General features: G+C 71.1%; 17 protein-coding genes. 9 read left to right on the plus strand and 8 right to left on the minus strand.

Annotation, left to right across the window (positions count from 1 at the left end; all coding sequences use genetic code 11):
• The first annotated feature begins 100 nt into the window (after positions 1-100).
• The 3 genes from valS to ACWEOH_RS15880 are packed head-to-tail and all read left to right on the plus strand — an operon-like array spanning position 101 to position 3,363.
• Entirely contained in the window at positions 101-2,683 is a 2,583-nt protein-coding gene (gene valS / locus ACWEOH_RS15870) for a valine--tRNA ligase (protein ID WP_452032600.1), read from the plus strand.
• Between the two features lie 9 nt (positions 2,684-2,692).
• Entirely contained in the window at positions 2,693-3,139 is a 447-nt protein-coding gene (locus tag ACWEOH_RS15875; protein WP_452032602.1) for an N-acetyltransferase family protein, read from the plus strand.
• A complete protein-coding gene (locus ACWEOH_RS15880; protein ID WP_452032604.1) occupies positions 3,139-3,363 on the plus strand; it encodes a hypothetical protein in 225 nt (74 codons plus the stop codon). The genes ACWEOH_RS15875 and ACWEOH_RS15880 overlap by 1 nt, the downstream gene beginning before the upstream one ends.
• Positions 3,364-3,367: 4 nt before the next feature.
• On the opposite strand, the gene ACWEOH_RS15885 is transcribed toward ACWEOH_RS15880, so the two are convergent.
• A complete protein-coding gene (locus tag ACWEOH_RS15885) occupies positions 3,368-4,201 on the minus strand; it encodes a methyltransferase domain-containing protein (protein WP_452032606.1) in 834 nt (277 codons plus the stop codon).
• A gap of 54 nt (positions 4,202-4,255) precedes the next feature.
• On the opposite strand from ACWEOH_RS15885, the gene ACWEOH_RS15890 reads away from it, so the two are divergent.
• Complete coding sequence (locus ACWEOH_RS15890) at positions 4,256-6,304, plus strand: M3 family metallopeptidase (protein WP_452032608.1); 2,049 nt, start codon at positions 4,256-4,258, stop codon at positions 6,302-6,304.
• Between the two features lie 114 nt (positions 6,305-6,418).
• Here the strand turns inward: ACWEOH_RS15890 and ACWEOH_RS15895 are convergent, their stop codons facing one another.
• The 5 genes from ACWEOH_RS15895 to sufB all read right to left on the minus strand — a co-directional run bounded on the left by ACWEOH_RS15895 (position 6,419) and on the right by sufB (position 10,536).
• Positions 6,419-6,748, minus strand: coding sequence for a metal-sulfur cluster assembly factor (locus ACWEOH_RS15895; protein ID WP_148734936.1), 330 nt, complete (start codon positions 6,746-6,748; stop codon positions 6,419-6,421).
• 20 nt (positions 6,749-6,768) lie between these two features.
• Positions 6,769-7,539 carry a Fe-S cluster assembly ATPase SufC gene (gene sufC / locus ACWEOH_RS15900; protein ID WP_148734935.1) on the minus strand — a complete coding sequence of 257 codons (771 nt, stop codon included), beginning with the start codon at positions 7,537-7,539 and terminating at the stop codon, positions 6,769-6,771.
• Between the two features lie 62 nt (positions 7,540-7,601).
• Positions 7,602-7,928: a non-heme iron oxygenase ferredoxin subunit gene (locus tag ACWEOH_RS15905; RefSeq protein ID WP_376954794.1), complete on the minus strand. Its 327-nt coding sequence runs from the start codon at positions 7,926-7,928 to the stop codon at positions 7,602-7,604.
• A 1-nt stretch (position 7,929) separates the two neighbouring features.
• Entirely contained in the window at positions 7,930-9,087 is a 1,158-nt protein-coding gene (gene sufD / locus ACWEOH_RS15910; RefSeq protein ID WP_452032610.1) for a Fe-S cluster assembly protein SufD, read from the minus strand.
• A 30-nt stretch (positions 9,088-9,117) separates the two neighbouring features.
• The gene (gene sufB / locus ACWEOH_RS15915; protein WP_452032612.1) at positions 9,118-10,536 is read right to left on the minus strand and encodes a Fe-S cluster assembly protein SufB; all 1,419 of its coding nucleotides are present in this window, start codon (positions 10,534-10,536) and stop codon (positions 9,118-9,120) included.
• Between the two features lie 249 nt (positions 10,537-10,785).
• Between sufB and ACWEOH_RS15920 the strand changes: the two genes are divergently transcribed.
• The 3 genes from ACWEOH_RS15920 to ACWEOH_RS15930 are packed head-to-tail and all read left to right on the plus strand — an operon-like array spanning position 10,786 to position 12,321.
• A complete protein-coding gene (locus ACWEOH_RS15920) occupies positions 10,786-11,712 on the plus strand; it encodes a COX15/CtaA family protein (RefSeq protein WP_452032613.1) in 927 nt (308 codons plus the stop codon).
• Positions 11,709-11,870: a hypothetical protein gene (locus ACWEOH_RS15925; protein ID WP_452032615.1), complete on the plus strand. Its 162-nt coding sequence runs from the start codon at positions 11,709-11,711 to the stop codon at positions 11,868-11,870. Before ACWEOH_RS15920 ends, ACWEOH_RS15925 begins: the two co-directional genes overlap by 4 nt.
• Before the next feature lie 4 nt (positions 11,871-11,874).
• A complete protein-coding gene (locus tag ACWEOH_RS15930; protein ID WP_452032616.1) occupies positions 11,875-12,321 on the plus strand; it encodes a gamma carbonic anhydrase family protein in 447 nt (148 codons plus the stop codon).
• Here the strand turns inward: ACWEOH_RS15930 and ACWEOH_RS15935 are convergent.
• Positions 12,318-15,215, minus strand: a complete 2,898-nt coding sequence (locus ACWEOH_RS15935) for a helix-turn-helix transcriptional regulator (RefSeq protein WP_452032618.1) — start codon at positions 15,213-15,215, stop codon at positions 12,318-12,320. The two genes, ACWEOH_RS15930 and ACWEOH_RS15935, sit on opposite strands and share 4 nt — an antisense overlap.
• A gap of 131 nt (positions 15,216-15,346) precedes the next feature.
• On the opposite strand from ACWEOH_RS15935, the gene ACWEOH_RS15940 reads away from it, so the two are divergent.
• Positions 15,347-15,589: a hypothetical protein gene (locus tag ACWEOH_RS15940; RefSeq protein WP_452032620.1), complete on the plus strand. Its 243-nt coding sequence runs from the start codon at positions 15,347-15,349 to the stop codon at positions 15,587-15,589.
• Positions 15,590-15,724: 135 nt separating this feature from the next.
• Here the strand turns inward: ACWEOH_RS15940 and ACWEOH_RS15945 are convergent, their stop codons facing one another.
• Positions 15,725-16,648 (minus strand): heme o synthase, encoded by a 924-nt coding sequence (locus tag ACWEOH_RS15945; RefSeq protein ID WP_452032622.1) that lies wholly within the window; start codon positions 16,646-16,648, stop codon positions 15,725-15,727.
• Between the two features lie 321 nt (positions 16,649-16,969).
• On the opposite strand from ACWEOH_RS15945, the gene tkt reads away from it, so the two are divergent.
• Entirely contained in the window at positions 16,970-19,060 is a 2,091-nt protein-coding gene (gene tkt / locus ACWEOH_RS15950) for a transketolase (RefSeq protein WP_452032624.1), read from the plus strand.
• Positions 19,061-19,064: the final 4 nt, after the last annotated feature.

The following is a 19,064-nucleotide window of genomic DNA, read 5'->3' on the forward strand; positions in this document are numbered from 1 at the left end:
CCCGCTCCGCGGGGTGCGACGCTCCATCCGCTAGGCTGGAGCGTCGCACATTCAGGCACCCCCATGGACTCGGTGCCGTACATACTGAACCCGGAGCATCATGACCGACACCCCGCGCATCCCCGACAAGCCCGCACTCGAGGGCCTCGAAGCCAAGTGGGGCGGCGTCTGGGAGCAGGACGGCACCTACCGGTTCGACCGCGAGTCGGCCACGCGCGACGCGATCTACTCGATCGACACCCCGCCGCCCACCGCATCGGGCTCGCTGCACATCGGCCACGTGTTCTCGTTCACGCACACCGACCTCGTGGCGCGCTACCAGCGCATGCGCGGCCGCAGCGTCTTCTACCCCATGGGCTGGGACGACAACGGCCTGCCCACCGAGCGCCGCGTGCAGAACTACTACGGCGTGCGCTGCGACCCGACGCTGCCGTACGACCCCGACTTCGTGCCGCCGTTCGAGGGCGGCGACAACAAGAGCACGAAGGCCGCCGACCAGCTGCCGATCAGCCGCCGCAACTTCATCGAACTGTGCGAGAAGCTCACCGTGGAGGACGAGCAGGAGTTCGAGGCGCTGTTCCGCGCGCTCGGCCTGTCGGTCGACTGGACGCAGACCTATCGCACGATCGCCGACGAGGCACTGTTCACGTCGCAGCTCGCGTTCATCCGCAACGTCGAGCGCGGCGAGGCCTACCAGGCGCTCGCGCCCACGCTCTGGGACGTGACGTTCCGCACCGCGGTGGCCCAGGCCGAGCTCGAGGACCGCGAGCAGGCCGGCCACTACCATCGGGTGACGTTCCACCGCCCCGACGGCGGCACGGTCGAGATCGAGACGAGCCGCCCCGAGCTCATCCCCGCGTGCGTGGCCCTCGTCGCCCACCCCGACGACGAGCGCTACCAGCCGCTGTTCGGCACGACCGTGACGACGCCCGTGTTCGGCGTCGAGGTGCCGGTCGTGGCGCACCACCTCGCCCAGAAGGACAAGGGCACCGGGATCGCCATGATCTGCACGTTCGGCGACGTGACCGACGTGGTGTGGTGGCGCGAGCTCGATCTCCCCAACCGCACGATCATCGGGTTCGACGGCCGCATCGTCGCCGAGGCGCCCGACGCCATCACCTCGGAGTCCGGTCGTGCCGCGTTCGCCGAGCTCGCCGGCAAGACCGCCTACTCGGCCAAGCAGGCAGTGGTCGAGCAGCTCCGCGCGTCGGGCGACCTCCTCGGCGAGCCCAAGGCCATCACGCACCCCGTGAAGTTCTTCGAGAAGGGCGACCGCCCGCTCGAGATCGTCTCCACGCGTCAGTGGTACATCGTGAACGGCGCGCGCGACGAGGAGCTGCGATCGCGCCTCGTCGACGGCGGCCGCGAGATCGACTGGCGCCCCGACTTCATGCGCGTGCGCTACGAGAACTGGGTGGGCGGACTCGCGGGCGACTGGCTGATCTCCCGCCAGCGTTTCTTCGGCGTGCCGATCCCGGTGTGGTACCCGCTCGACGCCGACGGGAATCCCGTATTCGACGAGCCCATCGTCGCGACGCGCGAGCTGCTGCCGGTCGACCCGTCGTCGGCCACCGCGCCGGGCTACGAGGAGTCTCAGCGCGGCGAGCCGGGCGGCTTCGTCGGCGAGCACGACATCATGGACACCTGGGCGACGTCCTCGCTCACCCCGCAGCTCGCTGGCGGCTGGGAGCGCGACCCCGAGCTGTTCGACCTCGTCTTCCCGTACTCGCTGCGGCCGCAGGCCCAGGACATCATCCGTACGTGGCTGTTCTCCACGGTGCTGCGCGCCGAGCTGGAGCACGGCACCCAGCCGTGGGCGAACGCGGCGATCTCGGGCTTCATCGTCGACCCCGACCGCAAGAAGATGTCGAAGTCGAAGGGCAACGTGGTGACCCCCGCCGGCCTGCTCGAGCAGCACGGCTCGGACGCGGTGCGGTACTGGGCCGCGTCGAGCCGCCTCGGCGTCGACGCCGCGTTCGATCCGCAGAACCCGACGCAGGTGAAGATCGGCCGGCGCCTCAGCATCAAGGTGCTGAACGCCGCGAAGTTCATCCTCGGCTTCGACGGCAGCGCGGACGCCCCGGTGACCGTGCCGATCGACCGCAGCATGCTCGCCGAGCTCGCCGACGTCGTCGCGAGCGCCACGCGTTCGTTCGACGCCTACGACCACGCCCGGGCGCTCGAGGTCGCCGAGACCTTCTTCTGGACCTTCTGCGACGACTACCTCGAGCTCGTCAAGGAGCGCGCCTACGGCGAGCCGAGTCCCGAGCAGGCCTCGGCCGTCGCGGCGCTGAAGACCGCGCTCTCGGTGCTGCTGCGCCTGTTCGCGCCGGTCATCCCGTTCGCGACCGAGGAGGCCTGGCGCTGGTCGAACGAGGGCTCGGTGCACCGCGCCGCGTGGCCGACGACCGACGAACTCGCCGCCCGCGGTGAGGCCGGTGTCGAGCTGCTCGAGCTCGCGAGCCTGGCGCTCACGGGCATCCGTCGCGCCAAGACCGACGCGAAGGCATCGCAGAAGACCCCGGTGTCGAGCGCCGTGATCGCCGCCCCGGCGACCGCGATCGCGCTGCTCGAGTCCGCGGCATCCGACCTCCGCGCAGTGGGGCGCATCGCGTCGCTGTCGTTCGTGGAGGCCGACGAGTTCGAGGTGCGCGACATCGTGCTCGCCGCACCCGAGGCGTAGGGGGAACGCATGGCACACGAGATCCGCATGGCGGGCGACGACGACTTCTTCGGCTGGCTGCCGCTGTTCGAGGCGTACTGCCGGTTCTACGAGACCGATCTCGACGACGCGAAGGCGCTCATCGTCTGGAACTGGATCCGCGACGAGCACGACCCGCTCGAGGCGGCACTCGCCGTCGACGAGGAGGGCACGCCCGTCGGACTCGCGCAGTATCGGGTCGTGCCCGACACGCTCCAGGCGACGCGAGGCCTCTACCTCGATGATCTCTACGTCGACCCCGAGTCGCGCGGATCGGGGGTCGGGCGGGCGCTCATCGAGTTCGTGCACGCGCGCTCGCGGGAGATCGGCTCGGGCGGCGTGAGCTGGATCACGGCGGCCGACAACGCCGACGCGCAGAAGCTCTACGACGACCTGGCGCGCCGCACGACGTGGGTCACCTACGAGATGGACGCCTGATGCGCCTCGGCACGCGCTGGGAGTTCGGCGCCGAGCCGCCGGCATCCGTGCCCGCCGACCTGCGCCCGCGCATCGCGGCCGCCGAAGCGGGCCACGAGGGCGAGGGCGCCGGCCGCCACTGGACGCTGACCTGGCTCGAGGGCCGCCCGATCGTCGAGCTCGACGACGGTACCGTCATCAGCGACGCCATCATCGACGTGCACGACGCCGACGAGGACTGGTAGGCCCTCAGGCCTTCGCGAGCACCTCGGCGTGCGGCATGAGCAGCCACCCGTCGCCGTCGGTCGCCCAATCGCGCCATGCCTGGCCGATGCGCGCCAGCTCGGCCGGGTTCGAGTGTCCCGACTCGATCGCGTGCGCCGCGAACTGCGACTGCGTCGCCCGCTCGGCCCACGAGTTGCCCCACCACTCGCGCTCGAGCGCGGTCGAGAACACCCAGGTCGTCGCGGTGGATTCCAGGTCGACGAAGCCCGCCTCGCGCACCCATCGCGTGAGGTGACGGCCCGCGTCGGGCTCCCCGCCGTTGCCGATCGCGACGTCGTGGTAGAGCTCGAGCCAGCGGTCGAGGCCCGACGACGCGGGGCTCCAGATCACGCCGCCGTAGTCGACGTCGCGCACCGCGAGGATGCCGCCGGGCTTCAGCACCCGCCGGAACTCGCGCAGCGCGTCGACGGGCCGGGCGAGGTGCTGCAGCACCTGGTGCGCGTGCACGACGTCGAACGCGGCATCCGCGAACTCGAGGGCGTAGGCATCGCCGACGCGGAAGTCGACGTTGTCGACGCGCTCGCTCGACGCGAGGCCCGCGGCGCGCGCGACAACGTCGGCCGCGGCGTCGACGCCCGTCACGAGGCCGGGTCGCACGCGGCGCGCGAGGTCGATGGTGATGGTGCCCGGGCCGCTGCCGACGTCGAGCACGCGGGCGCCGGCCTCGAGGTGCGGCGCGAGGTAGGCGGCGGAGTTGTCGACCGTGCGCCAGGAGTGCACGCGGAGCACGCTCTCGTGATGGCCGTGCGTGTACGCCTCGGCCGGTGCGGACTCGATCGACTCCCCGTCGCGCTGCATACGTCGAGCCTACGACCGTCGCGACGCCGTCGCGCTCGCCCCTAGGGTGGTCGGATGGACGATCGCACGAACCCGTTCCTCGAACCCAGTCCGCTCCCCTACCGCCTCCCGCTGTTCGGGCTCGTGCGGCCCGAGCACTACCGCGAGGCGATCGAGGCGGGCATGCGCGAGCAGCGCGCCGAGGTCGAGGCGATCGCCACGGATGCCGCGCCGCCGAGCTTCGAGAACACGCTCGTCGCCCTCGAGCGGTCGGGGGTCCTCCTCCGCCGGGTGCTGCCCGTGTTCGCGAACGCGAGCTCGGCCGACGCGAGCGACGAGCTCGACGCCCTCGAGGCCGAGCTGGCGCCGAAGCTCGCCGCGCACCGCGACGCCATCCGCCTCGACCCGCGCCTGTTCGCGCGCATCGGCGTGCTGCACGGCCTCCGAGACGACCTGGGCCTCGATCCCGATCAGGCCTACCTCCTCGACCGCACCTACACCGAGGCGGTCCTCGCCGGCGCCGGGCTCGACCCCGAGGGGCGGAGCCGCCTCACCGGGCTCAACGAACGCCTCTCCTCGCTCACCACGGCCTTCCAGCAGGACCTGCTCGCCGACACGAACGACCTCGCGCTGCACCTCACCGACGAGGCGGAACTCGACGGGCTGGATGCCGGCGCGCGGTCGGCGGCGCGCGAGGCGGCCCGCTCGAGGGATCTCGACGGGTGGCTCATCACGCTCGTGCTCCCGACGGGGCAGCCGGCGCTCGCCGCGCTCACCCGACCCGACGTGCGCGACCGCCTCCTCGCCGCGTCCAGGGCGCGCGGCTCTCGCGGCGGAGCGCACGACACTCGGGCCGGGCTGCTCGAGATCGTGTGCCTGCGCGCCGAGCGGGCGAAGCTGCTCGGGTTCCCCGACCACGCCGCGGCCGTGACCGCGGGCGAGACCGCCGGCTCCCCCGAGGCCGTCGCGGCCCTCCTCGACGAGCTCGTGCCGCCGGCGACGCGGAACGTCGCGCGCGAGCGCGCCGACCTCGCCGCACGGGCGACCGCCGCCGGTGCCCGCACACCCGTCGCCGCCGACTGGGCGTTCCTCGCCGAGCAGGTGCGCGCCGAGCGCCACGACGTCGATCTCGCAGGACTGCGACCGTACTTCGAGCTCGACCGCGTGCTCGTCGACGGCGTCTTCCACGCCGCAGGCCTGCTCTACGGCCTCCGGTTCGCCCGCCGCGCCGACCTCGTCGGCTACCACCCTGACACGCGCGTCTACGAGGTGTTCGAAGCCGACGACTCCCCGGTCGGCCTGTACCTCTTCGACCCGTACACGCGCGACTCGAAGCGCGGCGGGGCGTGGATGAGCGCGCTCGTCGACCAGTCCGAGCTCACGGGCGACCTACCCGTCGTCGTCAACAACATGAACGTCCCGAAGCCCGCCGCCGGCGAGCCGACGCTCCTCACGTTCGACGAGACCGAGACGCTGTTCCACGAGTTCGGGCACGCCCTGCACGGCCTGCTCGCGCGTGTCCGCTACCCGTCGCAGGCCGGCACGAACGTCTTCCGCGACTTCGTCGAGCTGCCCAGCCAGGTGAACGAACTGTGGGTGCTGCGCCCAGAGGTGCTCGGGCACTACGCCGTGCACCACGAGACGGGCGCGCGGATGCCGCAGCAGCTCGCCGATTGCCTCATCGCCGCGCGCGGCTTCAACCAGGGCTTCGAGACCGCGGAGTACCTCGGCGCCGCCGTGCTCGACCAGGCATGGCATCGCCTCGGCGCGGAGGACGACGGAGCCGAGGTGACCGACGTCACCGGGTTCGAGCACGCGGCGCTCGCGGCCGCGGGCCTCGCCGACCCGCTCGTGCCGCCGCGGTACTCGAGCGCGTACTTCGCCCACGTGTTCGCGGGCGGCTATGACGCCGGGTACTACTCGTACATCTGGAGCGAGGTGCCGGGCGCCGACGTCATGGAATGGTTCGAGCACAACGGCGGCGCGACCCGCGAGAACGGCGACCGGTACCGCCGCGAGGTGCTCGAGCCGGGCGGCTCGCGCGATCCGGGCGAGTCGATCCGCGCGCTGCTCGGACGCGAGCCGTCGATCGACGCGCTGCTGCGGCGCCGCGGCCTGGCCTGAGCGGCGGCACCGCCGCGACGCCGGGTTCGGTCGCCGCCGAGCACGTGCCGCTGAAATGCGACGACGCCCCGGATGCACGCGGCATCCGGGGCGTCGGGGTCGGAACGAAATGGGTTAGATCGCGAACCCGAGGGCGCGCATCATGTCGCGGCCGTCGTCGGTGATCCGCTCGGGGCCCCACGGCGGCATCCACACCCAGTTGATGCGGAACGCGTCGACGATGCCGTCGAGCGCCTCGGCGGTCTGCTCCTCGAGCACGTCGGTGAGGGGGCATCCGGCGCTCGTGAGCGTCATGTGGATGACGAGCGCGTCGTGCTCGTCATCCCAGCCGAGGTCGTAGATCAGGCCGAGGTCGACGACGTTGACGCCGAGCTCGGGGTCCATCACGTCCTTGAGCGCCTCGGTGACCGCGTCGTAGCGCTCGGGTGCGAGTGTGGTGACCATGATGCGATTCTAGCCGCGGCCTACTCGGCGACGGCCGTCTCCGCGACCTGGTAGCGGTCGTAGCCCTCTTCCTCGAGCCGCTCGGCGAGCTCGGGGCCGCCCTGCTCGGCGATCCTGCCCGCGACGAACACGTGCACGAAGTCGGGGTGGATGTACCGGAGGATGCGCGTGTAGTGCGTGATCAGCATGATGCCGAGGCCCGTGTTGGCCTTGGCACGGTTCACGCCCTCGGAGACGATCTTCAGCGCATCGACGTCGAGGCCGGAGTCGGTCTCGTCGAGCACGGCGAAGCGCGGCTTCAGCAGCTCGAGCTGGAGGATCTCGTTGCGCTTCTTCTCGCCGCCCGAGAAGCCCTCGTTGACGTTGCGCTCGGCGAAGACCGGGTCCATTCGGAGGTTGGACATCGACTCGCGGACGTCCTTCACCCAGCCGCGGATCGAGGGCGCCTCGCCGTCGATCGCGGTCTTGGCGGTGCGGAGGAAGTTGGTGACGGTCACGCCGGGGATCTCGACGGGGTACTGCATCGCGAGGAACAGGCCGGCGCGAGCGCGGGCGTCGACGGTCATCTCGAGCACGTTCTCGCCGTCGAGCAGGATCTCGCCCTGGACGACGGTGTACTTGGGGTGACCGGCGATCGTGTAGGCGAGGGTCGACTTGCCGGAGCCGTTCGGCCCCATGATCGCGTGGATCTCGCCCTCGTTGATGGTGAGGTCGACGCCGCGGAGGATCTCGCGGACGCCCTGGTCGGTCTCGACGTTGACGTGCAGGTTCTTGATCTCGAGCACGGACATGGTTCTTGTGGATCTCTTTCGTTCGTCGGCCGCTCGGGCCGGAAGCTGGTGGGTCGGGCTGGTCAGACGGTCAGGGTGACCGACGGGTCGATGTGCACGTCGCCGTCCTTCACCTCGACCTGGAACACGGGGACGGGCTCGTACGCGGGGAGGGTCAGCGGCTTGCCGGTCGTGAGAGAGAACTTCGAGCCGTGCGCCCAGCACTCGAGCGTGTCGTCCTCCACGAAGCCCTCGGCGAGGGAGATGTCGCCGTGAGTGCAGGTGTCGCCGATGGCGAAGATGTCGCCCGCGGCGTCCTTCACGACGGCGATCGGCACGCCCTCGACCACGAAGCGCGCGGCCTCGTTGGTGCCGAGGTCGTCGACGGCGCAGATGCGAACGGATGCCACGTCAGCTCCCCTGCAGCTCGGCCTCGAGCGCGGCCGTGAGCCGCTCCTCGAGCTCGGGCGAGCCGATCTTCTGGACGATCTCGGTGAGGAAGCCGCGCACCACGAGCCGGCGCGCCTCGTCTTCGCGGATGCCGCGCGCCATCAGGTAGAACAGTTGCTCGTCGTCGAAGCGGCCGGTCGCGCTCGCGTGGCCGGCCCCCTCGATGTCGCCCGTCTCGATCTCGAGGTTCGGCACCGAGTCGGCACGGGTGCCATCGGTGAGGACGAGGTTCCGGTTCTGCTCGTAGCTGTCGGTGCCGACCGCGGCGTTGCCGATGAGCACGTCGCCGATCCAGACGCTGCGCGCGCCATCGCCCTGCAGCGCGCCCTTGTAGGTCACGCGGCTGCGGGTGTGCGGCGCGTCGTGGTGCACGAACACCTGCTGCTCGAGGTGCTGTCCGGCGTCGGCGAAGTAGAGACCGAGGGCCTCGACGTCGGAGCCCTGCTCGGCGAGGTGCGTCGACGGATTGACCCGCACGACCTTGCCGCCGAGCGAGACGACGATGTGCTTGAGGAACGAGTCGCGGCCGAGACGCGCGAAGTGGCTCGCGAGGTGCACCGCGTCGTCGTCCCACTCCTGGAGGGAGACGACTGTGAGCGAGGCGCCCTCGCCGACGACGATCTCGACGTTCTCGCTGAGGCGGGCAGGACCGGTGCCGCGGAGCACGATGAGGCCGCGGCTGTTCGGCGCCGCCTGGATGACCGTGTGCGCGGCCCGCGGCGACTCGCCGAGCCCGTGCCGGGTGACGACGACGGTCTTCTCGTCCTCGCCGTCGACCGTGACGAGCAGGGCCTCGCCGAAGCTCGACCACGCGTTCGCCGCGGCGCGCTCCTCGGGGATCCCGCCGGTGCCGCCGACGCGGGCGTCGTCGCGGGCGATCCACGACACGTCGACGCCCGCGGCATCCGTCGACTCGACCTCGACGCGCGAGCCGTCGAGCTCGCCGCCGGTGAGGTCGGCGAACGCGGCGACGGGCGAGAGCTTCCACTCGTGCTCGCGGCCGGTGACCGGGGCGAAGTCGTCGACGTTCACCGAGCGGAAGCGCTCGGAGCGCGTCTGCACGGGCACGAAGGCGCCGTCGGAGTGCGGTCGGAACCCGTGCTGCTCGGCGGTGGGCATGGCTGTGCTCTGCGTTGCGGCGGTCATTCTCTAGCCGACCGATCCTTCCATGCCCATCTCGATGAGCTTGTTGAGTTCCATCGCGTACTCCATGGGGAGCTCGCGCGCGATGGGCTCGATGAAGCCGCGCACGATCATCGCCATGGCCTCGTCTTCGGGGATGCCCCGAGCCATCAGGTAGAAGAGCTGCTCCTCGCTGACCTTCGAGACCGTGGCCTCGTGGCCGAGCACGACGTCGTCGACGCGGATGTCGATCGCCGGGTAGGTGTCGGAGCGGGAGATGGTGTCGACGAGCAGGGCGTCGCAGCGCACCGTGTTCGCCGCGTGGTGGGCGTTGGCGTCGACGCGGACCTCACCGCGGTAGCCGGCGCGGCCGCCGCCGCGCGCGATCGACTTCGAGACGATCGACGACTGGGTGTAGGGCGCCATGTGGATCATCTTGGCGCCGGCGTCCTGGTGCTGGCCCGGGCCCGCGAACGCGACCGAGAGGGTCTCGCCCTTGGCGTGCTCGCCCATGAGGAAGATCGACGGGTACTTCATCGTGACCTTCGAGCCGATGTTGCCGTCGATCCACTCCATGGTGGCGCCCTCGGCGGCCGTGGCGCGCTTGGTCACGAGGTTGTAGACGTTGTTCGACCAGTTCTGGATCGTCGTGTAGCGCACGCGGGCGTTCTTCTTCACGATGATCTCGACGACGGCCGAGTGCAGCGAGTCCGACTTGTAGATCGGGGCCGTGCAGCCCTCGATGTAGTGCACGTAGGAGCCCTCGTCGGCGATGATGAGCGTGCGCTCGAACTGGCCCATGTTCTCGGTGTTGATGCGGAAGTAGGCCTGCAGCGGGATCTCGACGTGCACGCCCGGCGGCACGTAGACGAACGAGCCGCCCGACCACACCGCGGTGTTCAGCGCGGCGAACTTGTTGTCGCCCGCGGGGATCACCGTGCCGAAGTACTCCTCGAAGAACTCGGGGTGCTCCCGCAGCGCCGTGTCGGTGTCCATGAAGATGACGCCCTGGCGCTCGAGCTCCTCGTTGATCTGGTGATAGACCACCTCGGACTCGTACTGCGCGGCGACGCCGGCCACGAGGCGCTGGCGCTCGGCCTCGGGGATGCCGAGGCGCTCGTAGGTGTTCTTGATGTCGTCGGGCAGGTCCTCCCAGGTCTGGGCCTGCTTCTCGGTGGAGCGGACGAAGTACTTGATGTTGTCGAAGTCGATCTCCGAGAGATCGGCGCCCCAGGTGGGCATGGGCTTGCGCTCGAAGAGCTGCAGCGCACGCTGGCGGCGCTGGAGCATCCACTCGGGCTCCTCTTTCAGCCGCGAGATGTCCGCGACGACCTCGGGCGAGATGCCGCGTCGGGCGGATGCGCCGGCGACATCGGAGTCGGCCCAGCCGAACTCGTACGTGCCGAGCCCTTCCAGTTCGGGGCGGTCGATCAGTACGTCCGTCATGCTCTCCCTCTTCTCCTCCCGTGCGACCGGCTATCAGTCCGGCTCATGCCCCCTCGCGGGTCGAGGTGCTCGACGGGAGGGCGATGATGTGCGGGTGGCTCCAGTGCGAACCTAAGATGGTTGGCAACCCGTATCGCGCGTTGGCGCGCCTCGCGGGATCTCCAACCCCTCAAGTCTATAGGGTCGCACTCCCGGCTGGTCCGATCTCCCAGTGCCGTCACAGTCCGACCCGGATCAGGACCCTTCAGCGTGAATCGCTTCGCCCAGTGGCTGCCCGATCGCATCGACACGCGGATCCGCGTGTTCGCGTGGCTCTCGTTCGCCGTGCAGACGATGATCATCGGCACGGGCGGCGCGGTGCGGCTCACGGGTTCGGGCCTCGGATGCCCCACCTGGCCGACCTGCACGGCCGACTCGCTCGTGCCCACCGAGGAGCTCAGCTACCACTCGCTCATCGAGTTCGGGAACCGCATGATGACGGGCGTCGTCGGCATCGTCGCGCTCGTGCTGTTCGTGCTCGTGTGGCGCATCCGCCGGCAGCGGCGCGACCTCTTCACGCTCGCGTTCATCGTGGGCGCCGGCGTCGTCGCGCAGGCGATCGTCGGTGGCATCACCGTGTGGACGGGGCTCAACCCGTTCATCGTCGGCTTCCACTACGTGTCGTCGCTCCTGCTCGTGTGCGTGTGCGCCGCCTTCATCGTGCGCATGGACGCGACCCCCGGCCCCCGTGAGCTCGCCGTCCCGGGCTGGTACGCCGGCCTCACGCACGCCACGACCGCCGTGCTCGCCCTCACGATCGTGTTCGGCATCCTCACGACAGGCGCGGGCCCGCACTCCGGGGATGCCGCGGTCGGCCGCAACGGCTTCGAGGCCGAGCTCCTCGAGCACGTTCACGCGTGGCCGGGCTACGCCCTGCTCGCCCTGACCGTCGCGCTGGTCGTCGGCGCCTGGCGCCTGCGCCTGCCGACCCTCCGCTGGACGATCGTGCTCCTCGCCGCCGAGCTCGTGCAGATCGCCGTCGGCCTCTACCAGGCGCGCAACGGCCTTCCTCCGCTCGCCGTGGGCGTGCACATGGTGCTCGCCGCCCTCACCGCCGCCACGATGACCGTGGTGGTGCTGCGGCTCAAGCGTCCCGTCTCGGCCGACCGGCCGGTGGAGGCATCCGTCGGCGCATGATCGTCGAGCATCGCGGCCGCACGCCGCGCATCGACCCCGCGGCCACGATCGCGCCCGGCGCGATCGTGTCGGGCGACGTGGTGATCGAGGCGGGCGCGCGCATCCTGCACGGGGCGGTGCTCACGGCGGAGGACGGCGAGGTGCGCGGTCGGGCGTGAGTCCGTGGTGCTCGAGCACGCCGTCATCCGGGGCCGCGCGGGGCATCCGGCCGTCATCGGGTCCCACGTGATGGTGGGCCCGCACGCGCACCTCAACGGCGCCACGGTCGGCGACCGGGCGTTCATCGCAACGGGCGCGTCGCTCTTCCCCGGCGCGGTCGTCGGCGAGGACGCCGAGGTGCGCATCAACGGCATCGTGCAGGTGAACACGACACTCGAGCCGGGCGCGGTCGTCCCGATCGGCTGGGTGGCCGTCGGATCCCCCGCGCGCATCCTGTCCCCCGATCGGCACGAGGAGATCTGGGCGATCCAGCAGGCGCTCGACTTCCCCGGCACGGTCTACGGCGTCGACCGGGCCGTGGGCGTGGAGCAGCTCATGCGCCGCCAGTCGGCGTTCTACGCGGCCCACGACGGCGACCGCGAGCTCGACGAGCTCGACGATCCCGATTAGGGGCCGGTCGGGCCCTCGTCCGCCACGCGGTGCACCAGTCGGGCGAGCTCGACGCGATTCGCGGTCCCGGTCTTCGCGAGCAGGTGGGACACGTGCGTGCTCACGGTCTTCTCGCTGATCATGAGCGTCCGGGCGATCTCGGCGTACGTGCGACCGACCGCGATGAGGTCGAGCACGTCGCGCTCGCGTTCGGTGAGGCCGGGCAGAGGGGCCGGCGCAGCGGATGCCGCGTCGCCCGGCTCTTCGATCGGGACCCGTGCACGAGCGGCGAGATCGAGCAGCTCGCCCTCGACCGGCCTCGCGCCCAGCCGGCGTGCGAGCGCGAGCCCGGTGCGGAGCATCTCGGCGCCCGCCTGCCGGTCGTGGCCCCGGCCGAGCAGTGCCTCCGCGGCGCGCCAGCGCGCGTAGGCCTCCTCCCATGGGAGATGCGCATCGGCGCAGGCCTCGACCGTCTCCGTCCAGCAGGACGCTGCGGCGGCATCCGCTCGCGCGCGAGCGCGCTCGGCGACGTACAGGCGGTCGAGCGCGTCGACCTGGTGTCGCATGAGCTCCGTCCACGTTCCCGAGTCCTCGATGACGTGGGGGAAGCGCTCGACGAGGGCGTCGAGGGTCGCGAGGATCGCATCCGTCGGTTCACCGCCGTCCCTCGCCGCTTGCGCCCGGTCGGCGAGTGCCCTGGCCGCGAAGGGCAGCAGCCACTCCGCCATGGTCGGCGGGACCCCGCGATCGACGGCGCCCTCGAGTGCGGCGGCATAGGCGCCGACGGGGTCGCCCGCGCCGAGCCGGACCTCGGCACGGACCGCGTCGTACTCGACGGCGAGGAACGCCGACCCGTTCACGACGAGTTCCTCGACCCGCAGCAGGTGTCCCTCGGCCTCCCGCTGTCGGCCCTGGAGCACGGCGAGCCGGGCTGCCGCGAGACGGGCCTCGAGATCACCCAGCGGCCCGGGATCGGAGCCCAGCGCCACCCGGAGCCGTTCGTCGGCCTCGTGCCAGCCGCCCACGGTCAACCATGAGCTGGCCTCGGCAGCCGAGAGCCACGCGATGTACGCGTGCGGACCGCCGTGCGCCTCCAGTTCGAGTCGACGGTCCCGCATGCGGAGTGCGAAGGCCTCGCTCGCCCAGGTCTCGATGGCGTTCGCCTCCCACATCGACGCGTGCACGAACGCCCACCATGCGCGCGCCTCGAGGGCGGGGGCCTGCGCCGCTCGCCCGAGCTCGGCCGCGACGGCCGTCTCCTCCGCGAAGTTCGCCGCCATCGAACCGGCCGAGAGCGCGAGTGACAACGCCTGTGGGTCTCCCGCCGTGCGGGCCACGTCGATCGCCGTTCGTGCGTGTGCGAGAGCGGCCGGGTCGCCGGCCCAGAGTTCCGCGTGCGCCAGCTCTGCGAGCGCGATCGCGTACTCGCGACTCGACGTGTCGGCCGACGCGAGCCCGACGGCCTCCCGCATCTCGTCGACCTCGATGAAGGACCTTCCGCGCATGAACCGCAGGTGCATGCGCCGGACGCGGAGCTCGGCCGCGACGAGCGGCTCGGCCCGTCCGTCCACCCGCGCGAGCAGGGCCTCGACGGCGTCGAGCTCGTCGCCGGTGGCGCCGGCATCGGCCGCCGCGTGCCGGAGCCGTCGGAGCAGTTCGTCGAGCGACGGCGTGACGTCGTCGAGGTCCTCGCGCAGGCTCACCGCGCGCCGGAGCAGCCGGAGTTCCTCCGCGCGACCCGCGGCATCACCCGCCGCGGCGGCGGCTCGCAGGGCCCAGTCGAAGGCGGCCAGGGTCTCGCCGGCGCGGTACCGATGGTCGGCGATGGCGATCACCGACGCCGCAGGAGCCGGATCCGCGAGTCGTGCCTCCAGGAGCTTCGCGAACCGACGATGCCATTCGCGCCGTTCGTCCTCTCCGAGCGAGGCCTCGAGCACCTCGGCGTTCATGGGGTGGTGGAACCAGTACGCGCCGTCGTCGAGCAGGTCGAGCGTCCCCTGGTCGACCGCTTCGGTGAGGCGGGCGCGGATCGCGTCCACCGACGCGTCGGCATCGACCACCTCGGCGAGCTCGCCCGCGTGCATCGCGACGCCGCCCACGGCCAGCACCGTGGCGAGCCGGCGCGTCTCGGGCGTCAGGCGGAACCATGCCTGCAGCACCGCCGAACTGAGGTCGGCGGGGAATGTCTCGGGTGCGGCCCGCGCATCCGCGGGCAGCCCGCTGACCATGAGGCGGGTGAAGTAGGGGTTGCCCCGGGTGCGACCGTGCACGTCGTCGATCAACGACTGGTGCGGAACCGCGCCGAGCAGCGCCTGCAGCTGTTCGGCGGTGCCTGCTCGGTCGAGGGGGTCGAGGGCGAGCTCGGACATGCGGGGAAGTCGGCGGATGTCCGCGAGCCAGCGCTGCAACGGATGCCCCAGGCCCACCTCCCCCGCGCGGAGGGTCGCGATCACGCTCAGTCGGCGTCGTGCTGGGCCGGCGATGACGTACATCAGCGCATCGAGGGTCGACTGGTCGGCCCACTGCACGTCGTCGACGACGAGCACGACCGGACGTTCCCGGCATCGCCGGCCGAGCCAGTCGTCGAAGCGCACGGTGAGATCGCGGTCGTCGCCGTCGAGCTCGACCCCGCCCCCGTCGTCTTCCTCGTCCATCGCGCGCAGCGCGGCGCGGATCGGCATCAGCGGTATCGACATCGACGTGAGGGGCAGGCACGCCCCGAAGATCGTCAGCGCCCGACGGCCGTTCGAGCAGGCGTGCGCCACCAGCGCCGTCTTCCCCACGCCGGCGTCCCCGGAGACGACGAGGGCCTGCGCCTCCTCGGCGGCGGATCGATCGAGGAGCCCCCTGATGGTCCCGAGTTCCCGCTCGCGCCCGACGAACACCGGCGACGACGGCCCGGGTGGCACGGCCACCATCCCAGTCTGGCACCGCTGCGCCGACGGATCTCAGGATGTTCCGCCCCCATCTCAGGGGTCGCACCCGATTCGGCGTACCCGTCGGGGGCGGAGCGTGGTGCCGTCCGATTCCCTGAAAGGCAACGATCATGTCCACTGCACGCACCGTCGGCGCATCCCTCTTCATCGCCGCGTTCCTCACGACGGCCATCGCCGCCCCCGCATCCGCCCGCCCCGAGGGGGCGCCCGCCGCTCCGTCCGTGCAGTCGCACGGGTTCGGAGAGTGCTCGCTGCAGCGCATCGACGACCAGTTCGTCCGCTGCGACGACCTGACGGGGGCCGGCGTCGGCGCCCCGTCCTGGATCCCCGAGCAGCAACCACGCTTCTTCTGAGGAGTACGCATCTCCTGACGGGTGCGCCGGAGTGGACCGGCGCACCCGTCTCATGTCAGCACAGCCCACTGCGAGGTGGTGTCGCGCATCCGACGGCGGTGCGCCGGGTCAGGGACGGCGCACCGTCCCTCCGACTCAGAACGGAAGCAGCGGGTCGATCCCGATCGCGAGGAACAGCAGCGAGAGGTACGCGATCGAGCCGTGGAACACGCGCATCGGCGAGACCTGCTCATGGCGGATCGCGAGGTTGTAGAGGCGGTGCGTCTCGTAGATGAACCAGATGCCGGTCACCACGGCGACCGTCGAGTAGAGCAGGCCCATGCCCGCGACGGGGATGAGCAGCAGCGAGCACGCCACGGTCGCCCACGCGTAGAGGATCACCTGCAGGCCGACCTGGGCCCGGCCGCGCACGACCGCGAGCATCGGCACGCCGGCGGCGGCGTAGTCGTCCTTGTACTTCATCGAGAGCGGCCAGTAGTGCGGCGGCGTCCAGAGGAAGATGATGAGGAACAGGATGAACGGGGTCCAGCTCAGGCTGCCGGTGACGGCCGCCCAGCCGATGAGCACCGGCATGCATCCGGCGACGCCACCCCAGACGATGTTCTGCGAGGTACGCCGCTTGAGGATGAGGCTGTAGAAGACGACGTAGAGCAGGATCGCGGCGAGCGAGAGCAGCGCGGCGAGCCAGTTGGTGAAGACCCAGAGCCAGGCGATGGATGCCGCGCCGAGCCCGTAGGCGAAGACGAGCGCCTCGCGGTCGGTGAGCTCGCCGGTGACGAGCGGGCGGCCGCGCGTGCGCCGCATGACGCGGTCGATGTCGCGGTCGATGTAGCAGTTGAACGCCCCGGCCGAGCCGGCGCTCATCGCTCCGCCGATGAGGGTGGCCACGAGCAGCCAGAGGTTCGGGAGCCCGTTCTGGGCGAGGATCATGGTCGGTGCGGTCACCACGAGCAGCAGCTCGATGACGCGCGGCTTGGTGAGAGCGAGGTACGCGGCGAGCTTCCGCCGTACCGTCATCGCCGGACGCGACTCGCGTGTGTGTACGGCTGCTGCCTGCATCGTTCCTCTTCTGGGCGCGGGTGTCTCGACCACTCCCCGTGCGGCCTCCAACGATTCTAGGACATGCTCGCGCGCGGGTTCGGGGAATGCGCTTTCCACCTCACATCACGCGGAGTCGGGTGTGAGTCACAGCCCGTCACACTGGGCCCCGGAATCCATATACTGAGGAATGCGCGCCCGGCTTCGCGGGTTCGACCATGAGGGCGTCTCGCAAGACTGCCGGTCGGATCCGTCGCCCGGGCGGAACCGCGCCGCAACGTCCTCGGCGGGTCGGGGCCGGTCGGTTCCCGACGCCGTCACGATCGGAAGGAACATCACCTCGTGGCAACTCTGCAGTGGGAACCCATCGACGATCGCGCGGTCGACACGGCGCGCGTCCTCGCGGCCGACGCCGTCGAGAAGGTCGGGAACGGGCACCCCGGCACCGCGATGAGCCTGGCCCCCGCGGCCTACCTCCTCTTCCAGAAGGTGATGCGTCGCGACCCGGCCGACCACAGGTGGCTCGGCCGCGACCGCTTCATCCTCTCGGCGGGCCACAGCTCGCTCACGCAGTACGTGCAGCTGTACCTCGCGGGTGACGGCCTCGAGCTCGACGACCTGAAGGCGCTGCGCACGTGGGGCTCGAAGACCCCCGGCCACCCCGAGTACGGCCACACCGACGGCGTCGAGATCACGACCGGCCCGCTCGGCCAGGGCCTGTCCTCCGCGGTCGGGTTCGCGTACGCGTCCCGTTACGAGCGGGGCCTGTTCGACCCCGAGGCCGCGCCGGGCACGAGCCCGTTCGACCACTTCGTCTACGTGGTCGCCGGCGACGGCGACCTGCAGGAGGGCGTGACCAGCGAGGCATCCTCGCTCGCCGGCCACCAGCAGCTCGGCAACCTCGTCGTGATCTACGACTCGAACCAGATCTCGATCGAGGACGACACCAACATCGCCTTCACCGAAGACGTCGCGAAGCGCTACGAGGCCTACGGCTGGCACGTGCAGACCGTCGACTGGAAGAAGACCGGCCAGTACGTCGAAGACGTCGCCGAGCTGCACCGCGCGATCGAGGCCGCCCAGGGCGAGACCTCGAAGCCCTCGATCATCATCCTGAAGACCATCATCGGCTGGCCGAGCCCCGGCAAGCAGAACACCGGCAAGATCCACGGCTCGGCGCTCGGCGCGGCCGAGCTCGCCGCCACGAAGGAGGTGCTCGGCTTCGACCCCGAGCAGACCTTCGTCGTCGCCGAGGACGTCATCGAGCACACGCGTGAAGCGCGCGAGCGCGGCGCCGTCGCGCACGCCGAGTGGCAGGTCGGGTTCGACGCCTGGGCCGCGGCGAACCCCGAGCGCAAGGCGCTGCTCGACCGCCTCGAGGCGGGCGAGCTGCCTGACGGCATCGAGGCCCTGCTGCCGTCGTTCGAGGGCGGCACCGAGCTGTCCACCCGCGCGGCATCCGGCAAGGTCATCAACGCCCTCGCGGGCGAGCTGCCCGAGTTCTGGGGAGGCTCGGCCGACCTCGCGGAGTCGAACCTCACGACCATCAACGACGCGGCCTCGTTCATCCCGACCGAGTGGTCGACGCACGAGTTCGCCGGCAACCCCTACGGCCGCGTGCTGCACTTCGGCATCCGCGAGCACGCCATGGCCGCCATCGTCAACGGCATCGTGTTGCACGGCCCTACGCGCCCGTTCGGCGGCACGTTCCTGATCTTCAGCGACTACATGCGCCCCGCGGTGCGTCTCGCCGCGCTCATGCACGTGCCGTCGATCTTCGTCTGGACCCACGACTCGGTCGCCCTCGGCGAGGACGGCCCCACGCACCAGCCGATCGAGCAGCTCGCGACGCTCCGCGCGATCCCGAACTTCACCGTCGTGCGGCCCGCCGACGCGAACGAGGTCGCGGTCGCCTGGCTCGAGATCCTGAAGCGTCGCGGTGGCCCCGTCGGCCTCGCGCTGACCCGCCAGAACATCCCCGTGTTCGAGCGCGGCGACGGCGCGGCATCCGGTGACACGCTCGCCTCGGCCGAGGGCCTCGTGAAGGGCGCCTACGTGCTCGCCGAGGCGCCGTCGGGTGAGCCCGACGTGATCCTCATCGCCACCGGCTCCGAGGTGCAGCTCGCCGTCGCGGCGCGCGAGCGCCTCGCCGAGGAGGGCATCCAGGCGCGCGTCGTCTCGGCGCCGAGCCTCGAGTGGTTCGAGGAGCAGGACGCCGAGTACCGCGAGGCCGTGCTGCCGGCGTCCGTCACCGCCCGCGTCTCCGTCGAGGCCGGCATCGCCCTCACGTGGCGCCCGTACGTCGGCGACCGCGGCCGGAGCGTCTCGATCGAGCACTTCGGCGCCTCCGCCGACTACAAGACCCTGTTCCGCGAGTTCGGCATCACCACCGATGCCGTCGTCGCCGCCGCCAAGGAAACGCTCGCCGCCTGACGGG

This window comes from Agromyces sp. NPDC004153 (assembly GCF_053603635.1).

Bases quoted from the DNA above. Each gene is read 5' to 3' on its own strand.
- valS (WP_452032600.1), top strand. From the start codon at position 101: ATGACCGACACCCCGCGCATCCCCGACAAGCCCGCACTCGAGGGCCTC.
- ACWEOH_RS15875 (WP_452032602.1), top strand. From the start codon at position 2,693: ATGGCACACGAGATCCGCATGGCGGGCGACGACGACTTCTTCGGCTGG.
- ACWEOH_RS15880 (WP_452032604.1), top strand. From the start codon at position 3,139: ATGCGCCTCGGCACGCGCTGGGAGTTCGGCGCCGAGCCGCCGGCATCC.
- ACWEOH_RS15885 (WP_452032606.1), bottom strand. From the start codon at position 4,201: ATGCAGCGCGACGGGGAGTCGATCGAGTCCGCACCGGCCGAGGCGTAC.
- ACWEOH_RS15890 (WP_452032608.1), top strand. From the start codon at position 4,256: ATGGACGATCGCACGAACCCGTTCCTCGAACCCAGTCCGCTCCCCTAC.
- ACWEOH_RS15895 (WP_148734936.1), bottom strand. From the start codon at position 6,748: ATGGTCACCACACTCGCACCCGAGCGCTACGACGCGGTCACCGAGGCG.
- sufC (WP_148734935.1), bottom strand. From the start codon at position 7,539: ATGTCCGTGCTCGAGATCAAGAACCTGCACGTCAACGTCGAGACCGAC.
- sufD (WP_452032610.1), bottom strand. From the start codon at position 9,087: ATGCCCACCGCCGAGCAGCACGGGTTCCGACCGCACTCCGACGGCGCC.
- sufB (WP_452032612.1), bottom strand. From the start codon at position 10,536: ATGACGGACGTACTGATCGACCGCCCCGAACTGGAAGGGCTCGGCACG.
- ACWEOH_RS15925 (WP_452032615.1), top strand. From the start codon at position 11,709: ATGATCGTCGAGCATCGCGGCCGCACGCCGCGCATCGACCCCGCGGCC.
- ACWEOH_RS15940 (WP_452032620.1), top strand. From the start codon at position 15,347: ATGTCCACTGCACGCACCGTCGGCGCATCCCTCTTCATCGCCGCGTTC.
- ACWEOH_RS15945 (WP_452032622.1), bottom strand. From the start codon at position 16,648: ATGCAGGCAGCAGCCGTACACACACGCGAGTCGCGTCCGGCGATGACG.